Annotated in this window: 17 protein-coding genes; 1 reads left to right on the forward strand and 16 read right to left on the reverse strand. The window is 69.2% G+C overall.

Annotated elements, in window-relative coordinates:
- Positions 1-296: 296 nt before the first annotated feature.
- Positions 297-3,053, reverse strand: coding sequence for a preprotein translocase subunit SecA (gene secA / locus RG19_RS12295; protein ID WP_058835519.1), 2,757 nt, complete (start codon positions 3,051-3,053; stop codon positions 297-299).
- A 610-nt stretch (positions 3,054-3,663) separates the two neighbouring features.
- Positions 3,664-4,575, reverse strand: a complete 912-nt coding sequence (locus RG19_RS12300; RefSeq protein WP_082672650.1) for a M23 family metallopeptidase — start codon at positions 4,573-4,575, stop codon at positions 3,664-3,666.
- Positions 4,576-4,582: 7 nt separating this feature from the next.
- On the opposite strand from RG19_RS12300, the gene RG19_RS12305 reads away from it, so the two are divergent.
- On the forward strand, positions 4,583-5,038 hold the full coding sequence (locus RG19_RS12305; protein ID WP_157515252.1) for a DciA family protein: 456 nt from the start codon (positions 4,583-4,585) through the stop codon (positions 5,036-5,038).
- A 265-nt stretch (positions 5,039-5,303) separates the two neighbouring features.
- Here the strand turns inward: RG19_RS12305 and lpxC are convergent, their stop codons facing one another.
- From lpxC to mraZ, 14 genes are all read right to left on the reverse strand, one after another.
- Positions 5,304-6,212 (reverse strand): UDP-3-O-acyl-N-acetylglucosamine deacetylase, encoded by a 909-nt coding sequence (gene lpxC / locus RG19_RS12310; RefSeq protein WP_058835521.1) that lies wholly within the window; start codon positions 6,210-6,212, stop codon positions 5,304-5,306.
- Between the two features lie 304 nt (positions 6,213-6,516).
- On the reverse strand, positions 6,517-7,755 hold the full coding sequence (ftsZ, locus tag RG19_RS12315) for a cell division protein FtsZ (protein WP_058835522.1): 1,239 nt from the start codon (positions 7,753-7,755) through the stop codon (positions 6,517-6,519).
- Between the two features lie 118 nt (positions 7,756-7,873).
- Positions 7,874-9,109 carry a cell division protein FtsA gene (gene ftsA / locus RG19_RS12320; RefSeq protein WP_058835523.1) on the reverse strand — a complete coding sequence of 412 codons (1,236 nt, stop codon included), beginning with the start codon at positions 9,107-9,109 and terminating at the stop codon, positions 7,874-7,876.
- Positions 9,106-9,909 (reverse strand): cell division protein FtsQ/DivIB, encoded by an 804-nt coding sequence (locus tag RG19_RS12325; RefSeq protein ID WP_058835524.1) that lies wholly within the window; start codon positions 9,907-9,909, stop codon positions 9,106-9,108. The genes ftsA and RG19_RS12325 overlap by 4 nt, the downstream gene beginning before the upstream one ends.
- The gene (locus RG19_RS12330) at positions 9,906-10,844 is read right to left on the reverse strand and encodes a D-alanine--D-alanine ligase (protein WP_058835525.1); all 939 of its coding nucleotides are present in this window, start codon (positions 10,842-10,844) and stop codon (positions 9,906-9,908) included. Before RG19_RS12330 ends, RG19_RS12325 begins: the two co-directional genes overlap by 4 nt.
- On the reverse strand, positions 10,841-12,286 hold the full coding sequence (gene murC, locus RG19_RS12335) for a UDP-N-acetylmuramate--L-alanine ligase (RefSeq protein WP_058835526.1): 1,446 nt from the start codon (positions 12,284-12,286) through the stop codon (positions 10,841-10,843). The genes RG19_RS12330 and murC overlap by 4 nt, the downstream gene beginning before the upstream one ends.
- Positions 12,283-13,623, reverse strand: a complete 1,341-nt coding sequence (ftsW, locus tag RG19_RS12340; protein ID WP_058835527.1) for a putative lipid II flippase FtsW — start codon at positions 13,621-13,623, stop codon at positions 12,283-12,285. The genes murC and ftsW overlap by 4 nt, the downstream gene beginning before the upstream one ends.
- A complete protein-coding gene (mraY, locus tag RG19_RS12345; RefSeq protein WP_058835528.1) occupies positions 13,623-14,708 on the reverse strand; it encodes a phospho-N-acetylmuramoyl-pentapeptide-transferase in 1,086 nt (361 codons plus the stop codon). The genes ftsW and mraY overlap by 1 nt, the downstream gene beginning before the upstream one ends.
- Positions 14,698-16,131, reverse strand: coding sequence for a UDP-N-acetylmuramoyl-tripeptide--D-alanyl-D-alanine ligase (locus RG19_RS12350; protein ID WP_058835529.1), 1,434 nt, complete (start codon positions 16,129-16,131; stop codon positions 14,698-14,700). Before RG19_RS12350 ends, mraY begins: the two co-directional genes overlap by 11 nt.
- On the reverse strand, positions 16,128-17,582 hold the full coding sequence (locus RG19_RS12355; RefSeq protein ID WP_425599729.1) for a UDP-N-acetylmuramoyl-L-alanyl-D-glutamate--2,6-diaminopimelate ligase: 1,455 nt from the start codon (positions 17,580-17,582) through the stop codon (positions 16,128-16,130). The genes RG19_RS12350 and RG19_RS12355 overlap by 4 nt, the downstream gene beginning before the upstream one ends.
- A gap of 5 nt (positions 17,583-17,587) precedes the next feature.
- Entirely contained in the window at positions 17,588-19,495 is a 1,908-nt protein-coding gene (locus tag RG19_RS12360) for a penicillin-binding transpeptidase domain-containing protein (RefSeq protein ID WP_058835531.1), read from the reverse strand.
- On the reverse strand, positions 19,492-19,758 hold the full coding sequence (gene ftsL, locus RG19_RS12365; RefSeq protein ID WP_058835532.1) for a cell division protein FtsL: 267 nt from the start codon (positions 19,756-19,758) through the stop codon (positions 19,492-19,494). The genes RG19_RS12360 and ftsL overlap by 4 nt, the downstream gene beginning before the upstream one ends.
- Positions 19,755-20,702, reverse strand: coding sequence for a 16S rRNA (cytosine(1402)-N(4))-methyltransferase RsmH (gene rsmH / locus RG19_RS12370; RefSeq protein WP_058835533.1), 948 nt, complete (start codon positions 20,700-20,702; stop codon positions 19,755-19,757). Before rsmH ends, ftsL begins: the two co-directional genes overlap by 4 nt.
- Positions 20,699-21,190: a division/cell wall cluster transcriptional repressor MraZ gene (gene mraZ / locus RG19_RS12375; RefSeq protein ID WP_202905334.1), complete on the reverse strand. Its 492-nt coding sequence runs from the start codon at positions 21,188-21,190 to the stop codon at positions 20,699-20,701. The genes rsmH and mraZ overlap by 4 nt, the downstream gene beginning before the upstream one ends.
- Between the last annotated feature and the right edge of the window lie 241 nt (positions 21,191-21,431).

Raw genomic sequence — 21,431 nt, forward strand, 5'->3', positions numbered from 1 at the left:
CAATCGCCGGTCCCGGCAAGGCACGACACGGCACCGAACCAGCGCAGCGTACCCGCAGGCAGAAGGGTCTTCGTCCCGGATCGACGCGAGACCGACGACGGCGACAGCGCCGGGCGGCTCCCAGCCGCCCAGCCATCGGGCGCGAAAACCCGCAGCTCCCCCCAAAGCAAAGCCCCCCTTGGTAAGGGGGGCGCGCCGAAGGCGCGGGGGATCGGAAGAAAACACCGTATATCCAGGTCCGCAACGCGGATCTGGGTATGCAGCCCGTATCGCGGGCTGCATCACGGGCAGCTCAGCTAGCTGAGCTGCCCGTGGCAGTGCTTGTACTTCTTGCCGCTGCCGCAGGGGCACGGGTCGTTGCGGCCGACCTTCGGCTCGTCGCGGGTGATCGGCGCCACCGGTGCGGCGAGGCCGCCTGCCGGCGCCTGCCGAGCCTGTTGCGCCCGCTGCACTTCGGCGGCTTCCTCGTCGGCGCCGTAACCCCCGGCCTCGGCATGCTGGAACTGCGCCTGGTTGAGCTTGGCCTCGATCTGGCGTCGCTCCTCGGCCTCCATCGCCGCGATCTCCTCCTCGCTGCGCACACGCACGCGGGCCAACATCGCGATGACCTCGCGCTTGACCTTGTCGAGCATCTCCGAGAACAACAGGAACGCCTCGCGCTTGTACTCCTGCTTCGGCTGCTTCTGCGCGTAACCGCGCAGGTAGATGCCTTGGCGCAGGTAGTCCATGCGCGCCAGATGCTCCTTCCAGCTCTGGTCGAGCACATTGAGCATCAGGTGCTTCTCGAGCGTGCGCATGGTGTCGCTGCCGATCTGCTGCTCCTTCGCCGCGAACAGCGCATCGACCTCCGCCTGCACGCGCTCGGCGATCCCCTCGGCGTCGATGTCCTCGGCCACCAGGTGCTGCAGGTCCATGCGCAGGCCGAAGTCGGACTGCAGCGCGGCTTCCAGCCCCGGCAGGTCCCACTGCGAATCGATGGAGTCCGGCGGCACGAAGCGCGCCACCGCCTCGGCGACGACATCGGCACGGATGCCGTCGACGGTCTCGCCGACGCTTTCGGCGTCGAGCAGCTCGTCGCGCTGGCCGTAGATCACCTTGCGCTGGTCGTTGTTGACGTCGTCGAAGTCGAGCAGGTTCTTGCGGATGTCGAAGTTGTGGGCCTCGACCTTGCGCTGCGCGTTGGCGATCTGCTTGGTCACCAGCGGCGACTCGATGATGTCGTCTTCCTGCAGGCCCATGCGCGCCATCACCCGCTGCACCCAGTCGGCAGCGAAGATGCGCATCAGGTTGTCTTCCAGCGACAGATAGAAACGGCTGGAACCGGGGTCGCCCTGGCGGCCCGAACGGCCGCGCAACTGGTTGTCGATGCGGCGCGATTCGTGGCGCTCGGTGCCGATGATGTGCAGACCGCCGGCAGCGGTGACCGCGTCGTGGCGCTCCTGCCAGGCGGCGCGCACGGCGGCCTTCTGGGCGTCGTCGGCGTCTTCGCCGAGCTCGTGAAGCTCCGCTTCCAGCGAGCCGCCGAGCACGATGTCGGTGCCGCGGCCCGCCATGTTGGTGGCGATGGTCACCGCCTGCGGGCGCCCGGCATTGGCGATGATCTGCGCCTCGCGCTCGTGCTGCTTGGCGTTGAGCACCTCGTGGGCGATGCCTTCGGCCTTGAGCTGCTGCGCCAGCAGTTCCGAGACCTCGATCGAGGTGGTGCCCACCAGCACCGGCTGACCTCGCTCGTGCGCTTCCTTGATCTCACGCGCCACCGCCCGGTACTTGCCGTTGCGGTTGAGGAACACGGCATCGGGGTGATCCTTGCGGATCATCGGGCGATGGGTCGGGATCACCACCACCTCGAGCCCGTAGATCGACTGGAACTCGTAGGCCTCGGTGTCGGCGGTACCGGTCATGCCGGCGAGCTTGTCGTACATGCGGAACAGGTTCTGGAAGGTGATCGAGGCCAGCGTCTGGTTCTCGCGCTGGACCGGCACGCCTTCCTTCGCCTCGACCGCCTGGTGCAGGCCGTCGGACCAGCGACGACCGGCCAGGGTGCGGCCGGTGAACTCGTCGACGATCACCACCTCGCCATCGCGCACGATGTAGTCCACGTCGCGCTGGTAGATCGCGTGCGCGCGCATCGCAGCGTTGAGGTGATGGACGACGTGGATGTTGCTCGGGTCGTACAGCCCCTCGTCCTCGCCCAGGATGCCCGCCTTGCGCAGCAGCTCCTCGGCGTGCTCCTGTCCGGCCTCGGACATGTGCACCTGCTTCTGCTTCTCGTCGACCCAGAAGTCGCCCTCGCCGTCCTCGGTCGCCTGCCGCTGCAGCGACGGCACGATGCGGTTGACCTTGATGTAGAGATCGGGCGTCTCGTCGGCCGGACCGGAGATGATCAACGGGGTACGCGCCTCGTCGATCAGGATCGAATCGACCTCGTCGACGATCGCGAAATTGAGCGCGCGCTGGAACCGGTCGGCCCGCGACAGCGCCATGTTGTCGCGCAGATAGTCGAAGCCGAACTCGTTGTTGGTGCCGTAGGTGATGTCGGCACCATAGGCGGCGTGCTTGTCGGAATGCGGCATCCCCGGGTAGACCACGCCGACGGTCAGGCCCAGCCAGTTGTAGAGCTTGCCCATCTGCGCGGCGTCGCGGCGGGCCAGGTAGTCGTTGACGGTGACCACGTGCACGCCCTTGCCTTCCAGGGCGTTGAGATACACCGGCAACGTGCCGACCAGGGTCTTGCCCTCGCCGGTGCGCATTTCGGCGATCTTGCCCATGTGCAGCACCATGCCGCCGATCAGCTGCACGTCGTAGTGGCGCATCCCCAGCACGCGGCGACTGGCCTCGCGGCAGACCGCGAAGACTTCCGGCAGCAGCTTGTCGAGGGTTTCGCCGTTGGCGATGCGCTCCTTGAACGCCGGCGTCTTCGCCTGCAGGTCGGCATCGGAGAGTTGCTGCATCTCCGGCTCGAGCGCATTGACCTTCTGGGCGATCTTGTCGAGCTGTTTGACGGAGCGGTCGTTGCGGCTGCCGAAGACGCTGGTGAGCAGGCGATTGAGCATGAAGGTACCGAAGTCTTGAGTTCAGGACGCGGATCGGGCCGACGGCCGGGATCCGCAACGAAAAAAGGGCGCGGGGCGCCCTTTCTCATGGCAACGCGGATTGTACCGTGGGGACGCTGGGGGTGCGTTTCAAGCGGCGGCGGGGAGCTGCGCGGGCGTGCCGCGGCCGTCTCCCGCCTACGGGGAAGGTGTCCGGGACAGACCGCCGCCTGTTCCTAACCGTCCACGGGGGAGGTGCCTGAAGATGCCGCGACCGGCTCCCTTCTCCTGCGGGAAAAAGCGCTCCGAGCATGTCGCGCCCCCCTTCTCCCGCTCGCGGGAGAAGGTGCCGCAAGCATGCCGCGACCGGCCCCCTTCTCCCGCTCGCGGGAGAAGGTGCCCCGGAGGGGCGGATGAGGGCGCTTTCCATGCGTGCAACGCCCCTCGCCCCAACCCCCGCTCCACGCCCAGGCCCTCGCGTTGCCGGGAGCGCGTTCACCGGCACGCGCGCCCACGGCTCGCAAGCGCGCCGCCTCGCCCCGCACGCGGGAGAGGGACGATCGTGCCGGGCGGGAGTCGCTGCGGGGACGACGGCCGCGAATCGGGTTCGCGGGCGTCGAAGGCGACGGGTTTACTGGCGGCTTACGCCCATGTCGTCCAGGAACTGCCGCGGATTCAACGCGCGACCGTTTTCCCAGACTTCGAAATGCACGTGCACACCCGTCGAGCGGCCGGTGGAGCCCGCCTTGGCCACCTCGGTGCCGGCACGGACGAGATCGCCGACCTGCACGGAATTGCGGCTGTTGTGGGCGTAACGGGTGACGTAGCCGTTGCCGTGATCGACCTCGACCACATTGCCGTAGCCGGCGCGACGGCCCGAATAGCTGACCACGCCATCGGCCACCGACATCACCGGGTCGCCGCGCCGGGCGTCGAAGTCGATGCCGCGGTGGAACGCGCGTCCGCCGCTGAACGGATCAGCGCGATACCCGTAGTGCGAGGTCACGAAGCTGTTGGCGATCGGCGCCCGCGACGGCAGCGCCGCGCGGTCCATTTCCTGTCCGAGCAGCAACGCTTCGAGCACGGACAACTGGTCGCCCGAGACGCGGAACTGGGCCTCGAGATGGTCCATGCCACCCTGCAGCACACGCGGCGGCATATCGGACACCGGCCCGGGACCGCCCATGCCGACGGCGGCGTTGAAATCGAACTCGCCGTCTCCGAGCTTGCCGATCCGGGTCAGGCGCTCGCCGAGCGCGTTGAGCCGGTTGGCCTGGGCCTGCAGCTCGCCGAGCCGCGCGGCGAGCGCGTTGATCTCGCGCTGCGCCTCGCTGCGCGTCGCCTCGACGCGCGCCTGCTGGTTCGCGTTCGCGGCATGCAGCCGGGAGATTTCAGTGGCGCCGAGGCCGGCTCCGAGCATCAGGCCGGAACAGGCCAGAACGGCGGCGGCGGTACCGGGGCGGCGTACGATCAGCGCGCGGCCCTCCTGCAACCAGTGCATGATGCGGTGCCGCGCCTGCTGGGTCATGTTGTTTAAGGTCATGCGCTCGATGTCTGGTAAACGTTCGAAACCACCGGTGCCCTCCGGTCCGCGCCCCGCCCAGCCCGCAGTCGATGCGGCGATGGACGGCGCCTCCGGAGGTCCGCTCCGCCGCGCCCTGTGGCTCGACGGACTGGACCGGCGCTTGCGTCCCCTGCTGCCCTCGCCGCTCCCCGCGCATGCGCGGCTGGGCAACGTCGATGGCCACAGGCTCGTCCTGCTCGTGGATGCCGCGGTCTGGCATGCCAAGGTCCGGCTGGCAGGTCCGCAGATCCTCGAATCGGCTCGTTCCCTCGGCCTGGAAGTCACGGAACTGACGGTCAGAACCTCGACACGCCCGGCCCATGCGCCACCTCCCGCGTCGCCTGCGCCGCGCGTTCTGTCGACGCGCGCCCAGGCCGCCCTGCGGGAGGCCGCTGCGCTCCTGCCGCCTCCCAAGAAGGCCGGCACGGGGCGCTCCCCCTGACCCTGCCAGGCGGCGGATCTTCACATATCCTCCACCAGCAGGAGGGGGCATGCTATCGGCATGCGGCATGGAGAGAGTTAAATCAGAAGCAAAATAGCGTGATTTAATTATTAATTTTTCATTAAAATATCACGCGCCATTCACCTGAACAGGCGATTTCTCGAGGGATACCAACGGGCCTGGAAACACATTCGAAGCGCCTGCTCGCGCCCTCTGGTTTCCGGGCCTCCGCCCAAAAAAAACGGCCCCGAGGGCCGCCATGGGCTCAGGCGGTGGCCGGCACGCCGTAGACCAGCGGCGACGCCTTGCCGACGTCGAACGTCACTTCTTCCCACGCCGCCGGCTGGGCGAGCACGGCCCGGACCAGCTTGTTGTTGAGCGCGTGGCCCGACTTGAAGCCTTCGAAGGCGCCGATCACCGGGTGGCCCGCCAGATAGAGGTCGCCCACCGCGTCGAGAATCTTGTGGCGGACGAATTCGTTGGCGTAGCGGAGCCCATCGTCGTTGAGGACCCGGAACTCGTCGAGGACGATCGCATTGTCCATCGATCCGCCCAGGCCGAGGTTGCGCTCGCGCATGAACTCCAGGTCGCGCATGAAGCCGAACGTGCGCGCACGGCTGACCTCGCGGATGTAGTTTTCGGTGGAGAACTCCACCACCGCCCGCGACTGCGTGGCCGGGATCGCCGGATGGTCGAACTCGATCGTGAAGTCGAGCTTGAAGCCGTCGTACGGCGTGAAGCGCGCGACCTTGTCGCCATCGCGGACCTCGATCGGTTCGATGATCCGGATGAAGCGCTTCGGCGCGGCCTGCTCCACGATGCCGGCGGACTGCAGCAGGAACACGAACGGCCCCGACGAGCCGTCCATGATCGGCACCTCGGCCGCGGACAGCTCGACATAGATGTTGTCCACGCCGAGGCCGGCCAAGGCCGACATCAGATGCTCGACGGTCATGACCTTGCCCTCGCCGCGGGTCAGGCCGGTACACAGCATGGTCTCGGTGACCAGGTCGCCGCTTGCGGGAATGTCCACCACCGGCTCGAGATCGATCCGGCGGAACACGATGCCGGTATCGACCGGGGCCGGGCGCAAGGTCAGATAGACCTTCTCGCCGCTGTGCAGGCCCACGCCGGTGGCGCGGATGGTGTTCTTGAGGGTGCGTTGTCTGGGCATGGGGGCTGCCGGATGCGTGAAGAACGCGCGAATGGATCGCATTCTGAACGGCGGAAGGTTAGCACGCGCGGCTGAATCTGAACGAAAGTGGCGAACTGCGGGCCCATTGGAGCACCCCGGATCGCTCTGGCGATATCGGGCCTCGACGCCTGACACTCAAGGGCGCATGCACGCGGCCTCGCAGCGTCGAGAAGGCCACCGGGCCGGCGCGCGGCCCGGTGGCAAGAGGGTGGATCCACGGCCGCGGGCGGGCGGCCGTGTGCTGGTCGGTACGGACGGCCGACCGGCCGATCCGCAGCCGCGGTCAGTCCGCCTGCCGACGCAGGAAGGCGGGGATGTCCAGGTAGCTGCTGTCGCTGCCGAAGTCGGCCACCGCCGGCTTCGACGCGGTGTCGTCGCTACGGCCGCGCAGCGCCGAAGCGATGCTCGGCGCTTGGGCCGGCTCGGCGACCATGTCGTCGATCGCCAGGCCGGTGGTGCCGTCGCGCTTGGCCTGGGTGTGGATCAGCTGCACCTGCGGGCGACGCGCCTGCTCGCTGCCGCCGGCGAAGTCGCCGCCGCGCACGCTCTGGCGCGCGCTGCCGCGGTTCAGGCCGGTGGCGACCACGGTCACCCGCACCTCGTCCTGCATGTCCGGGTCGAGCACGGTGCCCAGCACCACGGTCGCGTCTTCGCTGGCGAAGTTCTCGATCGTGCGGCCGACCTCGTCGAACTCGGACATGGTGAAGTCCGGACCCGCGGTGATGTTGACCAGGATGCCGTTGGCGCCGGCCAGGTTGACGTCGTCGAGCAGCGGGTTCTGGATGGCGGCCTCGGCGGCGGCCTGCGCGCGGTCGTCGCCGCGGGCGTGGCCGGTGCCCATCATCGCCAGACCCATCTCGCTCATCACGGTGCGCACGTCGGCGAAGTCGACGTTGATCAGGCCCGGACGCACGATCAGGTCGGCGATGCCCTGCACCGCGCCGAGCAGCACGTCGTTGGCGGCGCGGAACGCCTGGATCATGGTGGCGTTGCGGCCCAGCACGGTGATCAGCTTCTCGTTGGGGATGGTGATCAGCGAATCGCAGTGCGCGGACAGGTCCTCGATGCCCTTCAGCGCCACCTGCATGCGGCGCCGGCCCTCGAACGGGAACGGCTTGGTGACCACGGCCACCGTCAGGATGCCCATTTCCTTCGCCAGCTGCGCCACCACGGGTGCGGCGCCGGTACCGGTGCCGCCGCCCATGCCGGCGGTGATGAACACCATGTCCGCGCCCTGCAGCGCGTCCATGATGATCTCGCGATCCTCCAGCGCGGCTTGACGGCCGACCTCCGGATTCGCGCCTGCGCCCAGGCCCTTGGTGACGTTGCCGCCGAGCTGCAGCTGCATTTTCGCGCCGCAGTTCTTGATCGCCTGCGAATCGGTGTTGGCGGTGATGAATTCCACCCCGTCCACGCTGCTGTTCACCATGTGAGCCACGGCGTTGCCGCCGCCGCCGCCCACGCCGATGACCTTGATGACGGCATTGGGTGCCATCTTCTCGACCAGTTCAAAGTGCGCCATGTCCGTAATCCTCGTAAGTAGGTAAGTCGTTCGTTCTTGATCTATGTGTGAAACGTGTCGCTTGTGTCCGCCCTGCTCCGCCCCGCTTCCTCCGGCCGACCCGCTGTCGCGAGCCGGCTCAGAATTCGCCGCGATACCACTCCTTGAGCTTCTTGAAGAAGCTCCCTGCGCGCCCGGTGGAGATCACCGGCCGCCGCGGATGCTCGATCTGGCTGCCCATCAGCAGCAGGCCGATGCCGGTGGCGTGCACCGGGTTGCCGACCACCTCGCCCAGACCGGTGACGTGCTGGGGGATGCCCACGCGCACCGGCATCTGCAGCATTTCCTCGGCCAGCTCGACCACGCCCTCCATCTTGGCCGCGCCGCCGGTCAGCACCATGCCGGCACGCACGTGCTGCTCGAAGCCCGAGCGGCGCAGTTCGGCCTGCACCATCTCGAAGATCTCCTCGTAGCGCGCCTGCACCGCCTGCGCGAGCGATTGCCGCGGCAGCCGCCGCGGCGGCCGGTCGCCGACGCTGGGCACCTGGATCGATTCCTCGCTGGTGGCCAGCTGCGCCAGCGCGCACGCGTAACGCACCTTGATCTGCTCGGCTTCCGGGGTGGGCGTGCGCAGCATGTGCGCGATGTCCTCGGTGACCTTGTCGCCGGCGATCGGCAGGCTGGCGGTGTGGCAGATCGCGCCCTGCACGAACACCGCGAGGTCCGTGGTGCCGGCGCCGATGTCGACCAGCACCACGCCCAGCTCGCGCTCGTCGGCGGTCAGCACCGCGGTGCTCGACGCCAGCGACGACAGCACCAGATCGTCGATCTGCAGCCCGCAGCGCTGTACGCACTTGCTGATGTTGGCCGCGGCCGACTGCGCGCACACCACCAGGTGCGCGTGCACCTCCAGGCGCACGCCGGTCATGCCGACCGGGTTGCGGATGCCTTCCTGCGAATCGTCGAGCACGTACTCGCGGGGGATCGCGTGCAGGATCTTCTGATCGGCCGGGATCGCCACCGCCTTGGCCGCGTCGAGCACGCGGTCGAGGTCGGCCCAGGTCACCTCGCCATCGCGGATCGGCACGATGCCGGGCGAGTTCTTGCACTGCACGTGGTTGCCCGAGATCGATGCATAGACCGAGCGGATCTCGCAGCCGGCCATCAGCTCGGCTTCCTCGATCGCGCGCTGGATCGATTGCACCGTGGATTCGATGTCCACCACCACGCCGCGCTTGAGGCCGCGCGATTCGTGGCTGCCGATGCCGATGACCTCGATCGGATTGCCGGGCGAATACTCGCCCACCAGCGCCACCACCTTGGAGGTGCCGATGTCGAGGCCGACGATGAGCGCCTTGTCGCCCTTGCGGTTCATGAGTGTGTCCGTGTGGAAAGTGGGGCCAGAGACGCGGTGGCGCCGCCGCGCGTGCGTGCGGCGTCGTCCTCGTCGGGGGTCTCCGGAGGAATCTCGCCCCAGGTGAGGGCGAAACCGTTCGTGTAGCGCAGGTCGGCGCGTTCCAGGCGCTCGGGGCGATCGCTGGTCAGACGCGGCAGCAGACGGGCGAAACGCTCCAGACGCGGACGCGCCTGCTGACCGCCGACGACGACCTCGATCCCGTCCGACAGCGCGGCCGAGGACAGCGTCATCGACCAGCTCCCGCGCGAGTCCACGGCCAGCCGCTCGACCTCGTATCCCATCGGGGTGAACAGCGCGCGCGACTCGTTGTACAGCGCGACCACGTCCGGGATCCGCGCCTCGGGGCCGTCGAAGCGAGGCATCTCCGGCAGCGTGTCCACCTCCGGCACCGGGAACAGGCGGCCGTGCGAGGACAGCAGACGCTCCCCGCCCCAGTGCGCGAACGGCCGGAACTCGGACAGGGTCACTTCCAGCACGTCCGGCCAGCGCTTGCGCACTTCGGCGTGTTCCACCCACGGCAACGCGCTCACCGCCGCCTGCGCGCCGGCGAGATCGACCGCGAAGAACCCGTGCTGCGCGTACGGCACCACCGCACGGCGCAGGGTCGCGTCCTCGATCCACTCCAGATCGCCGGTGACGCGCAGGGTTTTCAGCGGCCAGCGGTCGGCGCCGATCCAGCCCTGCAGCACCGCCACCACCGGCAGTGCGACCAGTGCCAGCGCCAGCGTCCAGGCGAGGATGCGCAGCAAGGCGCTCACAGCGTCGTCTCCAGGATGCGCCAGCACAGCGTCCCGAAGTCCAGGCCGACCTGTCCGGCCGCCTTCGGCACCAGCGAGTGGCTGGTCATGCCCGGCGCGGTATTGATCTCCATCAGCACGAAGTGGCCGTCGGCGTGGCGCATCACGTCCACGCGCCCCCAACCCGAGCACCCCGCCGCACGGAACCCGGCCAGCGCGAGGCGACGGATGTCGACCTCGTCCTCGCCTTCCAGGCCAGGGCACACATATGTGGTGTCGTCGGCGACGTACTTGGCGTGATAGTCGTACCAGCCGCGCCTGGGCACGATCCGGACCGACGGCAACGCCATCTCGCCCAGGATGGCCACGGTGTATTCGCCGCCGGTCATGAGCTCCTCGGCCAGCAGTTCCTGCGGGTACTCGCGGGCGAAGGCCACCGCCTCGGCGAGGCCGCCCGCATCGGCCACCCGGAACACGCCGACACTGGAGCCTTCCGCCGACGGCTTGACGAAGGCGGCCCCACCGACGGCGTCCACGGCCGCGGCGACGTCGCCTCCCGGCGGCAGACGCACGAAGCGTGCGGTCGGCAGGCCTTCGGCCATCCACACCTGTTTGGTGCGGATCTTGTCCATGGTCAGCGCCGACCCGAGCACGCGGGGGCCGGTATAGGGCACGTGCAGCGCGTCGAGCACGCCCTGCAGCACGCCGTTCTCGCCGTCGCCGCCGTGCATGACGTTGAACACCCGCGCGACGCGCCCCTCGCGGATTTCGGCCAGCAACGCATCGATGCCGTCCACGGCATGCGCATCGACGCCACGCGTCTGCAGCGCACGCAGCACTTCGCCTCCGGACGCCAGCGACACCTCGCGCTCGCTGGACCGGCCACCCAGCAGCACCGCGACGCGGCCGAAATCGGCGGCATCGCGGGTGCGCAGCGGCGGCAGCGTGGTCGTCATGCCTGGTCTCCGAAGCCGTCCTGCGCCAAGGACTGGGCGAACTGGCCGATGTCGCCGGCACCCATCACCAGCAGCAGATCCCCGTCCTGCAGCACATCGGGCAGGACCGCCCGCAACTCCTCCACGTCGGCGACGACCACCGGATCGATGCGGCCACGCGCGCGGATCGTGCGCGCCAGCGACTTCGCATCGGCATTGGCGATCGGGGCTTCGCCCGCGGCGTAGACCTCGGTCAGCACCAGCGCATCGACATCCGACAACACGCCGGCGAAGTCGTCGAACAGGTCGCGGGTGCGGCTGTAGCGATGCGGCTGGAACGCCACCACCAGGCGCCGCTCGGGCCAGCCGCCGCGCGCGGCCTCGAACACCGCCTTGAGTTCCTTCGGGTGGTGACCGTAGTCGTCGACCAACTGCACCGTCGCGCCCTGCGCGGTGGTCACCTCGCCCAGCAGGTTGAAACGGCGACCGATGCCCTGGAAACCCTCCAGCGCGCGGGCGATCCGCGCCGGGGCGACACCGAGCTGCCAGCCGATCGAGGCGGCCGCCAACGCGTTCTGTACGTTGTGCCGACCCGGCAGCGCCAGCGCCACCGGGGTCCGGCTGCCGTCGGGCAGGCACAGGGTGAAGCGCATGCGCGGGCCGTCCTGGGCGACGTCCTCGGCGCGCACGTCGGCATCGGCGCTGAACCCGTAGGTGGCGACGTGCCGCGGCGTGTCCTTGGCCAACCGGGCCGCTTCCTCGTCGTCGATGCACAGTACCGCGAGCCCGTAGAACGGCAGGCGGTGCAGGAATTCCGAGAACGCCGCCTGTACCCGCGCGAAATCGCCGCCGTAGTTCTCGAGGTGGTCGGCATCGATGTTGGTGACCACGGCGACCATCGGATTGAGCCGCAGGAAACTGCCGTCGCTCTCGTCGGCCTCGGCCACCAGCCAGTCGCCGCTGCCCAGGCGCGCGTTGGCACCGGCGGCGAGCAACTGCCCGCCGATGACGAAGGTCGGATCCAGATCGCCCTCTGCCAGCACGCTGGCGGTCAGCGAGGTGGTCGTGGTCTTGCCGTGCGTGCCCGCCACCGCGATGCCCGGGCGGAAGCGCATCAGTTCGGCCAGCATTTCCGCTCGCGGCACGACCGGGATGCGCTGCGAGCGGGCCTCCATCAATTCCGGGTTGTCCGGCTTGATCGCGCTCGACACCACCACGCAATCGGTGCCGAGCACGTTCGCGGCGGTGTGTCCGCGCTGGATGCCGATGCCCAGGCCCTGCAGGCGCCGGGTCACCGCGTTGTCGGCGAGGTCCGAGCCGGACACCTGGTAACCGAGCGACGCCAGCACCTCGGCGATGCCGCTCATGCCGGCGCCGCCGATGCCGACGAAATGCACCCGGCCGAACGCGCGCGCGAGTTCGGCGCCGGACAGCGCACGGGCATCGAGCAGACGGCGGATCATGCGGGCCTCCCGAAGGTCGGTTCGACCCGCGGTTGCAGGCGACTGGTGCCGCGGCGCGCGGCCGATGCCGCCCGCGCGACGGGTGCCGCGGCCGGCGGCGTGACGGAGGCCGCGGGGTCGGGCGCGGCTTCGGCAGTCGGCGCGTCGCCACGCAGGCGCGCGACCTGGCGCTGCGCACGGTCGAGCTCGTAGGACACGCGCAGAAGCAGGCCGACGGCCACGCAGGTCATCAGCACGCTCGAGCCGCCGGAGGAAATCAGCGGCAGGGTGAAGCCCTTCGTCGGCAGCAGTCCGAGATTCATCCCGATCGAGACCATGCTCTGCAGGCCGATCGCCAGCGCCATGCCGAAGGCGCAGTAGCCGGCGAAGTGCCGGCGCATCTCCACGCACTTCAGCCCGATCCACAGCGCGCGCCCGATCAGCAGGGCGTACAGGCCGATCACCAGGCACACGCCGACGAAGCCGAGTTCTTCCGCGATCACCGCGAGGATGAAGTCGGTATGCGCCTCGGGCAGGTAGTTCAGCTTCTGGATCGAGCCGCCCAGCCCGACACCGAAGAACTCGCCGCGCCCCACCGCCATCAGCGCGTTCGCGAGCTGGTAGCCGCTGTTGAACGGATCCGCGAAGGGGTCCATGAACGAGGTGATGCGACGCATGCGGTAGGGCTCGGCGATGGCGATGATCGCCAGCACCGGCAAGCCGACCACCACCGGCGCGGCCATGCGCGGCAGGTGCACGCCGCCCAGCACCAGCATGCCGGCGGTCACGCCCAGGATCAGCGCGACCGAGCCGAAGTCCGGTTGCATGAGCAGCATCGTCATCAGCACGATGGCGACCACGATCGGTTTGATCATCGCGCCCCAGGTGGCGTTGACCTCGTCGCGGAAGCGCACCAGGTAGCTCGCGAGCCACACGATGTACATCAACTTGACCAGCTCGACGACCTGGAAATTGGACACGCCCAGGTTGATCCAGCGCCGCGCGCCGTTGACCGTGTGTCCCAGGCCGGGGATGAACACCAGCAACAACAGCACGAAGCAACCCAGCAGCATCAAACGGTCGTACTTCTCCACGTTGCGCAGCTCGGTGCGCATCACCAGTGCGCACAGCACCGCGCCGATGCTCAGGAACACGACGTGCCGGGCGAGGAAGTAGAACGGCCCGACATGCAGCTCCTCGGCGATGGCGATCGAACTGGAGCCGACCATCACCACACCCAGCACGGCCAGCGCGATCGCCGCGCCCATCACCCACGGGTCGAAGCGGCCCTGAATGGCGTCGAGCCGCGTCGCCTGGCGGGCGTCGTGGTCGAAGGCGCTGTCGTAGGACCGGGCCATCAGCGCACCTTCAACGTGGCCAGGCCGACCAGGACCAGGATCACCGAGATGATCCAGAAGCGCACGATCACCCGCGGCTCGGGCCAGCCCTTGAGCTCGAAGTGGTGATGGATCGGCGCCATCCGGAACACACGCTTGCCGGTGAGCTTGAACGACGCGACCTGGATCATCACCGACAACGTCTCGATGACGAAGATGCCCCCCATGATCACCAGCACCAGTTCCTGGCGCACGATCACCGCGATGGTGCCCAGCACCGCGCCCAGCGCCAGCGCGCCGATGTCGCCCATGAACACCATCGCCGGGTAGGTGTTGAACCACAGGAAGCCGAGGCCGGCACCGGCGATCGCCGCGCAGATGATCACCAGCTCGCCCGCACCGGGAATCTGCGGAATCTGCAGGTAGTTCGAGAACACCGCGTTGCCCGAGGCGTAGGCGAACACGCCCAGCGCGCAGGCCACGAGCACCGTGGGCATGATCGCCAGCCCGTCCAGGCCATCGGTCAGGTTGACCGCATTGGAGAAGCCCACGATCCAGAAATAGGCGATCGCGACGAAGGTGATCGACACCAGCGGCAGCGCCACCGCCTTGAACAGCGGGATGTAGAACGTGGTGGCCGCGGCCACGTCGGCGGTCTGGTACAGGTAGATACCGGCGGCGAGACCGAAGATCGACTGCAGCAGGTACTTCCAGCGCGACTTCAGACCATTGGGATCGCGCTTGACGATCTTGATCCAGTCGTCGTACCAGCCGATCGCACCGAAGGCGATCATCACCGCCAGCACCACCCACACGTACTTGTTGCGCAGGTCGCCCCAGAGCAGCACCGAGGCCAGTACCGTGAGCAGGATCAGCGCCCCGCCCATGGTCGGGGTGCCGGCCTTGGAGAAATGCGTCTGCGGTCCGTCCTGGCGGATCGGCTGCCCGCCCTTGTACTGGGCGAGCCGGCGGATCAGCGCCGGGCCCCACCACAGCGACAGCAGCAGCGCCGTCAGCGCGGCGAGGATGCCGCGGAACGTCAGGTAGTTGAACAGGCCGAAGAAATCCTCGAGCCCTTGCAGCCAGCGCGCCAGCTCAAGCAGCATCCGCGGTGTCCTCCGGTGTAATCAGCAATGCGGACACGACCCGCTCCATCGCGCTCGAGCGCGATCCCTTGATCAGCAGGCTGAGCGACGCGCCCTCGCCTGCGGCTTCCTCCGCACGTACGTCGGCACGCAGCGCTTCTATCAACTCGGCCTGCGCCGGGTGGTGGCGGGCGCCTTCGCCGAATGCGTCGACCATGTCGACGCTCAACGGGCCGACGGCATACAGCCGCTCGATGCCCGCCTGCCGGGCGCGGCGACCGATCTCGGTGTGCAGCGCCCGCGCATCGGCGCCCAGTTCGTTCATGTCGCCCAGCACCAGCCAACGGCGTCCGGCGACGGCGCCGAGGGTGTCGATGGCCGCGACCATGGAACCGGGATTGGCGTTGTAGCTGTCGTCGATGAGCAGCCCACCACCGGGCAGCCGATGACGCGCCTGGCGGCCGGCGACGGCGGCGGTGGTCGCCAGCGCCGCCGCGATGGTCGCCGCATCGGCACCCAGCGCCCATCCGATCGTGGCGGCCGCGAGCGCATTGGAGACGTTGTGGCGGCCGGCCAGGGGCAGGTCCACCTGGACTTCGGCGTCGGGCAAGGCCAGCGTGAACCGCGTGCCCGCGCCATCGGCGTGCAGGCCGTGCGCACGCACATCCGCCGCAGCTTCGATGCCGAAGCGCAGCAGGCGACGCCCGTGCGCGCGTTCGGCGAAGTAAGGCGCGAACGCGTCGTCGGCGTTGATCACCGCGATACCGCCCGGCGGCAGCGCCTCGTAGATCGCGCCCTTGGTTTCGGCGACGCCGAACAGGCTGCCCATGCGCTCCAGGTGCGCGGGCGCCACGTTGTTGACCAGCGCCACCTGCGGCCGGGCGATGGCGGTCAGCCAGGCGATGTCGCCCGGCTTGCCCGCCCCCATCTCGTAGATCGAGAAACGGGCATCGTCCGGGGCGCCGAGCACCGACAGCGGCAGCCCGATCTCGTTGTTGCGGTTGCCGGGGTTGGCGTAGGTCGCGCCCAGCCGCGACAGGATCGCGCGCACCAGTTCCTTGACGCTGGTCTTGCCATTGCTGCCGGTGATACCGACCACTGTCGCCGCGCGCTCGCGCTGCACGGCGCCCGCCCAGGCCGCCAGTGCGGTCTGGGTGTCGGCGACCACGATCTGTGGAATGGCGACATCGGCCGGGCGCGACACCAGCGCGGCGCTCGCGCCCTGTTCGGCGGCAGAGGCGATGTGCTCGTTGCCGTCGAAACGTTCGCCCTTGAGCGCGACGAACAGCGATGTCCGGCCGTCGTCCGCGACGAACGCACGGGTGTCGGTCTCGACCGCGTCGATGCGCGGGTCGTTCGCGGCGTCCGGGTCGGACGCGTGCAGGCGCCCCTGCGTCAGCCGGGCGATCCGCGACAACGGCATCGGCACGATGGACAGGCTCATGCATCCGCTCCCAGCGCGCGCGCGGCGATCACGCTGTCGTCGAACGGGTGGCGGACGCCGTTGACCTCCTGGTAGGGCTCGTGCCCCTTGCCGGCGATCAACACGATGTCGCCGGGACCGGCCTCGCCGATCGCCCGTGCGATGGCCCGCGCACGATCGCGCTCGACCGTCGCCGCCGATGGCGACGACAGGCCGGCGAGGATGTCGGCCACGACCGCATCGCCGTCCTCGCGGCGCGGATTGTCGTCGGTGACGATCACCGCATCGGCGAGGCGCTCGGCGATCGCCGCCATCTGCGGGCGCTTGCCGCGATCGCGCTCGCCACCGCAGCCGAACACGCACACCAGCCGGCCGCGTACGTGGTCCCGCAGGCTCGACAGCGCCTGCTCCAGGGCGTCCGGGGTATGCGCGTAATCGACCACCACCGTCGGCTGGCCGCGGCCACCGAGGCGATTCATCCGGCCGGCCACCGGCTGCAGCCGCGACAACACGTCGGCGATCGTCGCCGGCGCTTCGCCCAGGGCGTGCAGCACTCCGGCCACCAGCAGCAGGTTGTCCACATTGAAGCGACCCAGCAACGGCGAACGCACCGCGTGCACGACATCGCCGAGACGCAGCCTGAAGCCGATGCCGGCGCCGTCCAGGGTCACGCCGTCGGCATGCACCACGGCGGCGGTTTCGCCGCGCGCGCTGACCCCGACCGGACGCGGGCCGTCGAGCGCCGCCAGCAGGCGGCGTCCCTGGGCATCGTCGAGATTGATCACCGCGGCATCCAGCGCCGGCCATGCGAAAAGCCGGGCCTTCGCCGCACCGTAGGCGCCCATGTCGCCGTGGTAGTCCAGATGGTCGCGGGTGAGGTTGGTGAACGCGGCGACCCGGAAATGCACGCCGTCCACGCGGCCCTGATCGAGCGCGTGCGAACTGACCTCCATGGCCACCGCCTGTGCGCCGGCATCGCGCAGATCGGCCAGCAGCGCGTGCAACTGGCTGACCTGCGGCGTGGTGAAGCCGGTCGGCACCACCGCACCGTGCAGGCCGGCACCCAGGGTGCCGATGCTGCCGGCGCGCTGGCCGCGCAGCGTCCAGGCCTGGGCCAGCAACTGCACGGTCGAGGTCTTGCCGTTGGTGCCGGTGACGCCGACGGTGGTCATCGCCTGCGACGGCATGCCATGGAAGCGATCGGCCATGCCGCCGATGCGGCGACGCAGGCCCGGAACCGCGATCGCGCCCGCGGGCACCGCCACGTCGGCCGGTGCCGGCGGTTCGTAGACGATCGCCGACGCACCGGCATCCAGCGCGCGCTGGGCGAAGCGCAGCCCGTGCGTACCGAAGCCCGGGATCGCCAGGAACGCGTCGTCGCGGACCACTTCGCGGCTGTCCTGCACGAGGCCGCCGACGACCAGGTCGCTCGGGACGCCCTCGACATCCGGCAGCAGCTCGGCCAAGGCCATGCGCGTCATCGGCCGGCTCCGGTCAGGGCCACGGGCGCAGCAGAGGATGCGGGCGTGCCAGCGGCCGCCGGGGTCGTCCGCGACGCGGGCGCGGCCGCTGTCGCTGTCGCTGTCGCTGCAGGACGCGCGGGCGCCTGACGGCCCGCGGTCGCACGGCGACGCCGCTCGGCATCGGCCTGTGCGGCCAGCCAGGTCTCGATGTCGTCCGGCGGCACGTCCATCAGGCGCAAGGTGCCTTCCATGGTGCCGCGGAACATCGGCGCGGCGACGTAGCCGCCGCCGTAGGTGGAGGGACCGCGGGTGGTGTCGGGATCGTCGATGACGATGACCATCGCGAAGCGCGGATTGTCCACCGGCACCAGACCGGCGAAGAACGCGACGTAGCGGCGGGCATAGCTGCCGCCGCTGGCCTTGCGCGCGGTGCCGGTCTTGCCGGCGACGTGATAGCCGAGCACCGCGGCGCGGGTGGCGGTGCCGCCCGGCTCGGTGACGGTCTGCATCATCCGCATCACTTCGCCGGCGATCCGCGGGTCGAGCACCTCGCGCGGCGCGTTGTGCTGGCCCTTGACGAAGGTCGGCGAGATCAGCTTGCCGCCGTTGCCCAGCGCCGCGTACGCCGCCGCGATCTGCAGCGGCGTCACCGACATGCTGTAGCCGTAGGACATCGTCTGCTTCATCGTCCCGTCCCAGCTCGACGGCGCGCGCAGGAAGCCCGCGGCCTCGCCGGGGAATCCGCTGCCGGTGCTGCGGCCGAATCCGAAGCGGTGCAGCAGCTGGTAGAACTGGTCGTCGGACAGCATGTGCACGATCTTCGACACGCCGACGTTCGAGCTCTTGGTGATCACGCCGGTGACGTCGAGCGTGCCGTAGTTGCGGAAATCGGTGGTGCGGAAGCGGCCGTTCGGCATCCAGCCCGGACTGGTGTTGATCAACGTCTCGGGACGGATGACGCCGGCTTCCAGGCCGGCAGCCACGGTCAGGGGCTTGATCGTGGAACCGGGTTCGATGAGGTCGGTCACCGCGCGGTTGCGGCGAGCCTCGCGGTCGGTGCCGCCGAGCACGTGCGGGTTGTACGTGGGCAGGTTCGCCATCGCCAGGATCTCGCCGGTGGCGACATCCAGGATCACCGCCGAGCCGGCGCTGGCCTTGTGCTCGATCAACGTATTGCGCAGCTCGCGGTGTACCAGGTACTGGATGCGCCTGTCGATCGACAGGGTCAGGTCCTTGCCCGGCTGCGCCGCACGCACCAGGTCGACGCTTTCGACGATGCGGCCGCGGCGGTCGCGGATCACGCGCTCGGCGCCGGCGTGGCCGCGCAGCCAGTCGTCGTAGGCGAGCTCGATGCCCTCCTGGCCGCGGTCGTCGATGTTGGTGAAGCCCAGCACGTGGGCCAACGCCTCGCCCTGCGGGTAGAAGCGGCGGAACTCGCGCTGACTGAACACCCCGGGCACGCGCAGTGCCAGCACCTTCTCGGCGTTGGCGGGATGGATGCGGCGCTGGCCGGGCAGGTACATGAACTCGCGTTCGGCGCGCTGGGCGACCGCCCGCGCGAGCGCGTCGGCGTCCTGCCCGATCGCTTCGGCCAGTTCGGGGATGCGCTCCGGGTGCTTGGACAGCTCCTGCGGATTCGCCCACAGCGAGGCGACCGGCGTGGAGATCGCCAGCGGTTCGCCGTTGCGGTCGGTGATCATCCCGCGCGAGGTGGCGATGGGCAGTTCGCGCAGGAAGCGCGAGTCCGCCTTCTGCTGGTAGAAGGCGTTGTCGATCAGCTGCAGGTCGACCGCTCGGCCGATCAGGATCAACGCCATCAGGCCGAGCCCGCCGCCGACCAGCATCAGTCGCCCGCGCAGATTGAACTGCGCGCGGCCGCGGGGCCGTTTGGCGTTGCCGCCGGGGATGCGCCCGAACTTCATGGCCGGATCACCACGATGTCGGCGGTCTCGGGCGACTTCATCTCCAGCCGCTGGCGCGCGACTTGGTCGATGCGGTTGCTCTCCGCCCAGGTCGCCTGCTCCAGCTGCAGTCGGCCGAAATCGATGTTCAGCTCGTCGCGCGCGGTCTCCAGCCGGGTCAGCTGGGCGAACAGCTGCCGGTGCTGGTGGCGCGCGTGCACCACTGCGATCGCGGTGATCACGCAAGCCAGCAACACGATCGCCAGCAGGGTGCGGGTGATCATGGCGCGGCCTCCAGCTTCTGCGCCACGCGCAGGACCGCGCTGCGGGCGCGCGGGTTGACCGCGAGCTCGGCGGCATCGGCGCGGATCGCACCGCCGACACCGCGCAACACGGGGACGAACGGCACCGCCTCGGGCAGGCGGCGGTTGCCGGCCGGCGCCTTGGCGTGGCGGGCGATGAACTGCTTGGCGATACGGTCTTCCAGCGAATGGAAGCTGATCACCGCAAGACGGCCGCCCGGGCGCAAGGTGCGCAAGGCGGCATCGAGCCCGGCCTCGAGATCGGCCAGCTCGCGGTTGATGTGGATGCGGATGGCCTGGAAGCTGCGCGTGGCCGGGTGGATGCGATCAGCGCCGCGCGGCATCACCGAAGCGATCAGCTCGGCCAACTGCGCGGTTCGCTGCAGCGGCGCCTCGGCACGGCGGGCGACGATGGCCCGGGCGATGCGGCGGCTGTGCCGCTCCTCGCCATAGGTCCACAACACGTCGGCGATCTCGTCGGCTTCGGCGCGCGCCAGCCACGCGGCCGCGCTTTCGCCGGTGTCGGGATCCATGCGCATGTCGAGCGGGCCGTCCTTGCCGAACGAGAACCCGCGTTCGGCCACGTCGAGCTGCGGCGAGGACACGCCCAGGTCGAGCAGAATCCCGTCGAGACCGTCCCGGGTCGCGTCCCAGTCGGCGAGGGTCGCGAAACTGCCGCGGTGGATCGCCACGCGCGGGTCCGCGCCGAACCGATGTTCGGCCACTGCGATCGCCTCGGGATCCTTGTCCATCAGCAGCAGCCGCCCCTTGTCGCCCAGACGCTCCAGCACCCGCCGCGCATGGCCGCCACGTCCGAACGTGCCGTCCAGGTATGCGCCGCCCTCCGTCACCTGCAGCCCTTCCATGACCTGCTCGACCATGACCGGAAGGTGGCCGGACGACGCGTCCGCGCCACCGGCCGTCACAGCTTCAACTCGAGCATTTGCGCGCTCAGATCCTCGTCGGTCACGACCTGACGGATCTGCGCGTGATGCGCCTGCTCGCTCCAGAGTTCGAATTTGTCGCCCATGCCCAGCAGCACGGCCTTGCGCTCGATGCCGACCGCCGCACGGTGGCTGGGCGGTACGCCGATGCGGGCGCTGCCGTCGAGCTCCACCTGGGCGGCCGAGCCGACCAGGCAGCGCTGCATGCGCCGGTGTGCGGACAACGAGCCGGGCAGCTTGTTGACCGCGTCGCGCACGCGCTCCCATTCGCCTTCGGGGTACAGGAACAGACACCCGGCCTCGAACGGGTTGTAGGTGATCACCAGGCGGTTTCCGCACACACGCGCGACGAGATCCCGATAGGCGGTGGGAATCGCCAGTCGGCCCTTGTCGTCGATAGTGATGGCGGTCTCGCCCTGGAACACTGGTGTCTGCCCGGTATGCCCGTCTGCGGCGGGCTTCGCTGCCATGGAAAACCACAAAATTCCCGGTTTCCCCACGCAGCGCCACCTTAGGACTGGGTCCAGGGGTTGTCAACAAGCGCTCGAACAAATTTTCACTAGTCGCGTCAATGACTTGCAGAGAAGTTCACATACTTGTTCAAGCTTTATCCACAAGCGACTGTTTCGTCTCAAATTTTGAGATCGTTCACTAAATTCAGGGTGTTGGCGGCCATGTGAAGGACGCCCTGCACCGGATGCCTCGGAGCCG

Origin of the sequence: Luteimonas abyssi, assembly GCF_001482195.1 — a bacterium.
In the GTDB taxonomy this organism is placed as follows: domain Bacteria; phylum Pseudomonadota; class Gammaproteobacteria; order Xanthomonadales; family Xanthomonadaceae; genus Luteimonas; species Luteimonas abyssi.

Coding starts and splice junctions, on each gene's coding strand:
- secA (WP_058835519.1), bottom strand. CDS start 3,053: ATGCTCAATCGCCTGCTCACCAGCGTCTTCGGCAGCCGCAACGACCGC.
- RG19_RS12300 (WP_082672650.1), bottom strand. CDS start 4,575: ATGACCTTAAACAACATGACCCAGCAGGCGCGGCACCGCATCATGCAC.
- RG19_RS12305 (WP_157515252.1), top strand. CDS start 4,583: ATGTCTGGTAAACGTTCGAAACCACCGGTGCCCTCCGGTCCGCGCCCC.
- lpxC (WP_058835521.1), bottom strand. CDS start 6,212: ATGCCCAGACAACGCACCCTCAAGAACACCATCCGCGCCACCGGCGTG.
- ftsZ (WP_058835522.1), bottom strand. CDS start 7,755: ATGGCGCACTTTGAACTGGTCGAGAAGATGGCACCCAATGCCGTCATC.
- ftsA (WP_058835523.1), bottom strand. CDS start 9,109: ATGAACCGCAAGGGCGACAAGGCGCTCATCGTCGGCCTCGACATCGGC.
- RG19_RS12330 (WP_058835525.1), bottom strand. CDS start 10,844: ATGACGACCACGCTGCCGCCGCTGCGCACCCGCGATGCCGCCGATTTC.
- murC (WP_058835526.1), bottom strand. CDS start 12,286: ATGATCCGCCGTCTGCTCGATGCCCGTGCGCTGTCCGGCGCCGAACTC.
- ftsW (WP_058835527.1), bottom strand. CDS start 13,623: ATGGCCCGGTCCTACGACAGCGCCTTCGACCACGACGCCCGCCAGGCG.
- mraY (WP_058835528.1), bottom strand. CDS start 14,708: ATGCTGCTTGAGCTGGCGCGCTGGCTGCAAGGGCTCGAGGATTTCTTC.
- RG19_RS12350 (WP_058835529.1), bottom strand. CDS start 16,131: ATGAGCCTGTCCATCGTGCCGATGCCGTTGTCGCGGATCGCCCGGCTG.
- RG19_RS12355 (WP_425599729.1), bottom strand. CDS start 17,582: ATGGCCTTGGCCGAGCTGCTGCCGGATGTCGAGGGCGTCCCGAGCGAC.
- RG19_RS12360 (WP_058835531.1), bottom strand. CDS start 19,495: ATGAAGTTCGGGCGCATCCCCGGCGGCAACGCCAAACGGCCCCGCGGC.
- ftsL (WP_058835532.1), bottom strand. CDS start 19,758: ATGATCACCCGCACCCTGCTGGCGATCGTGTTGCTGGCTTGCGTGATC.
- mraZ (WP_202905334.1), bottom strand. CDS start 21,190: ATGGCAGCGAAGCCCGCCGCAGACGGGCATACCGGGCAGACACCAGTG.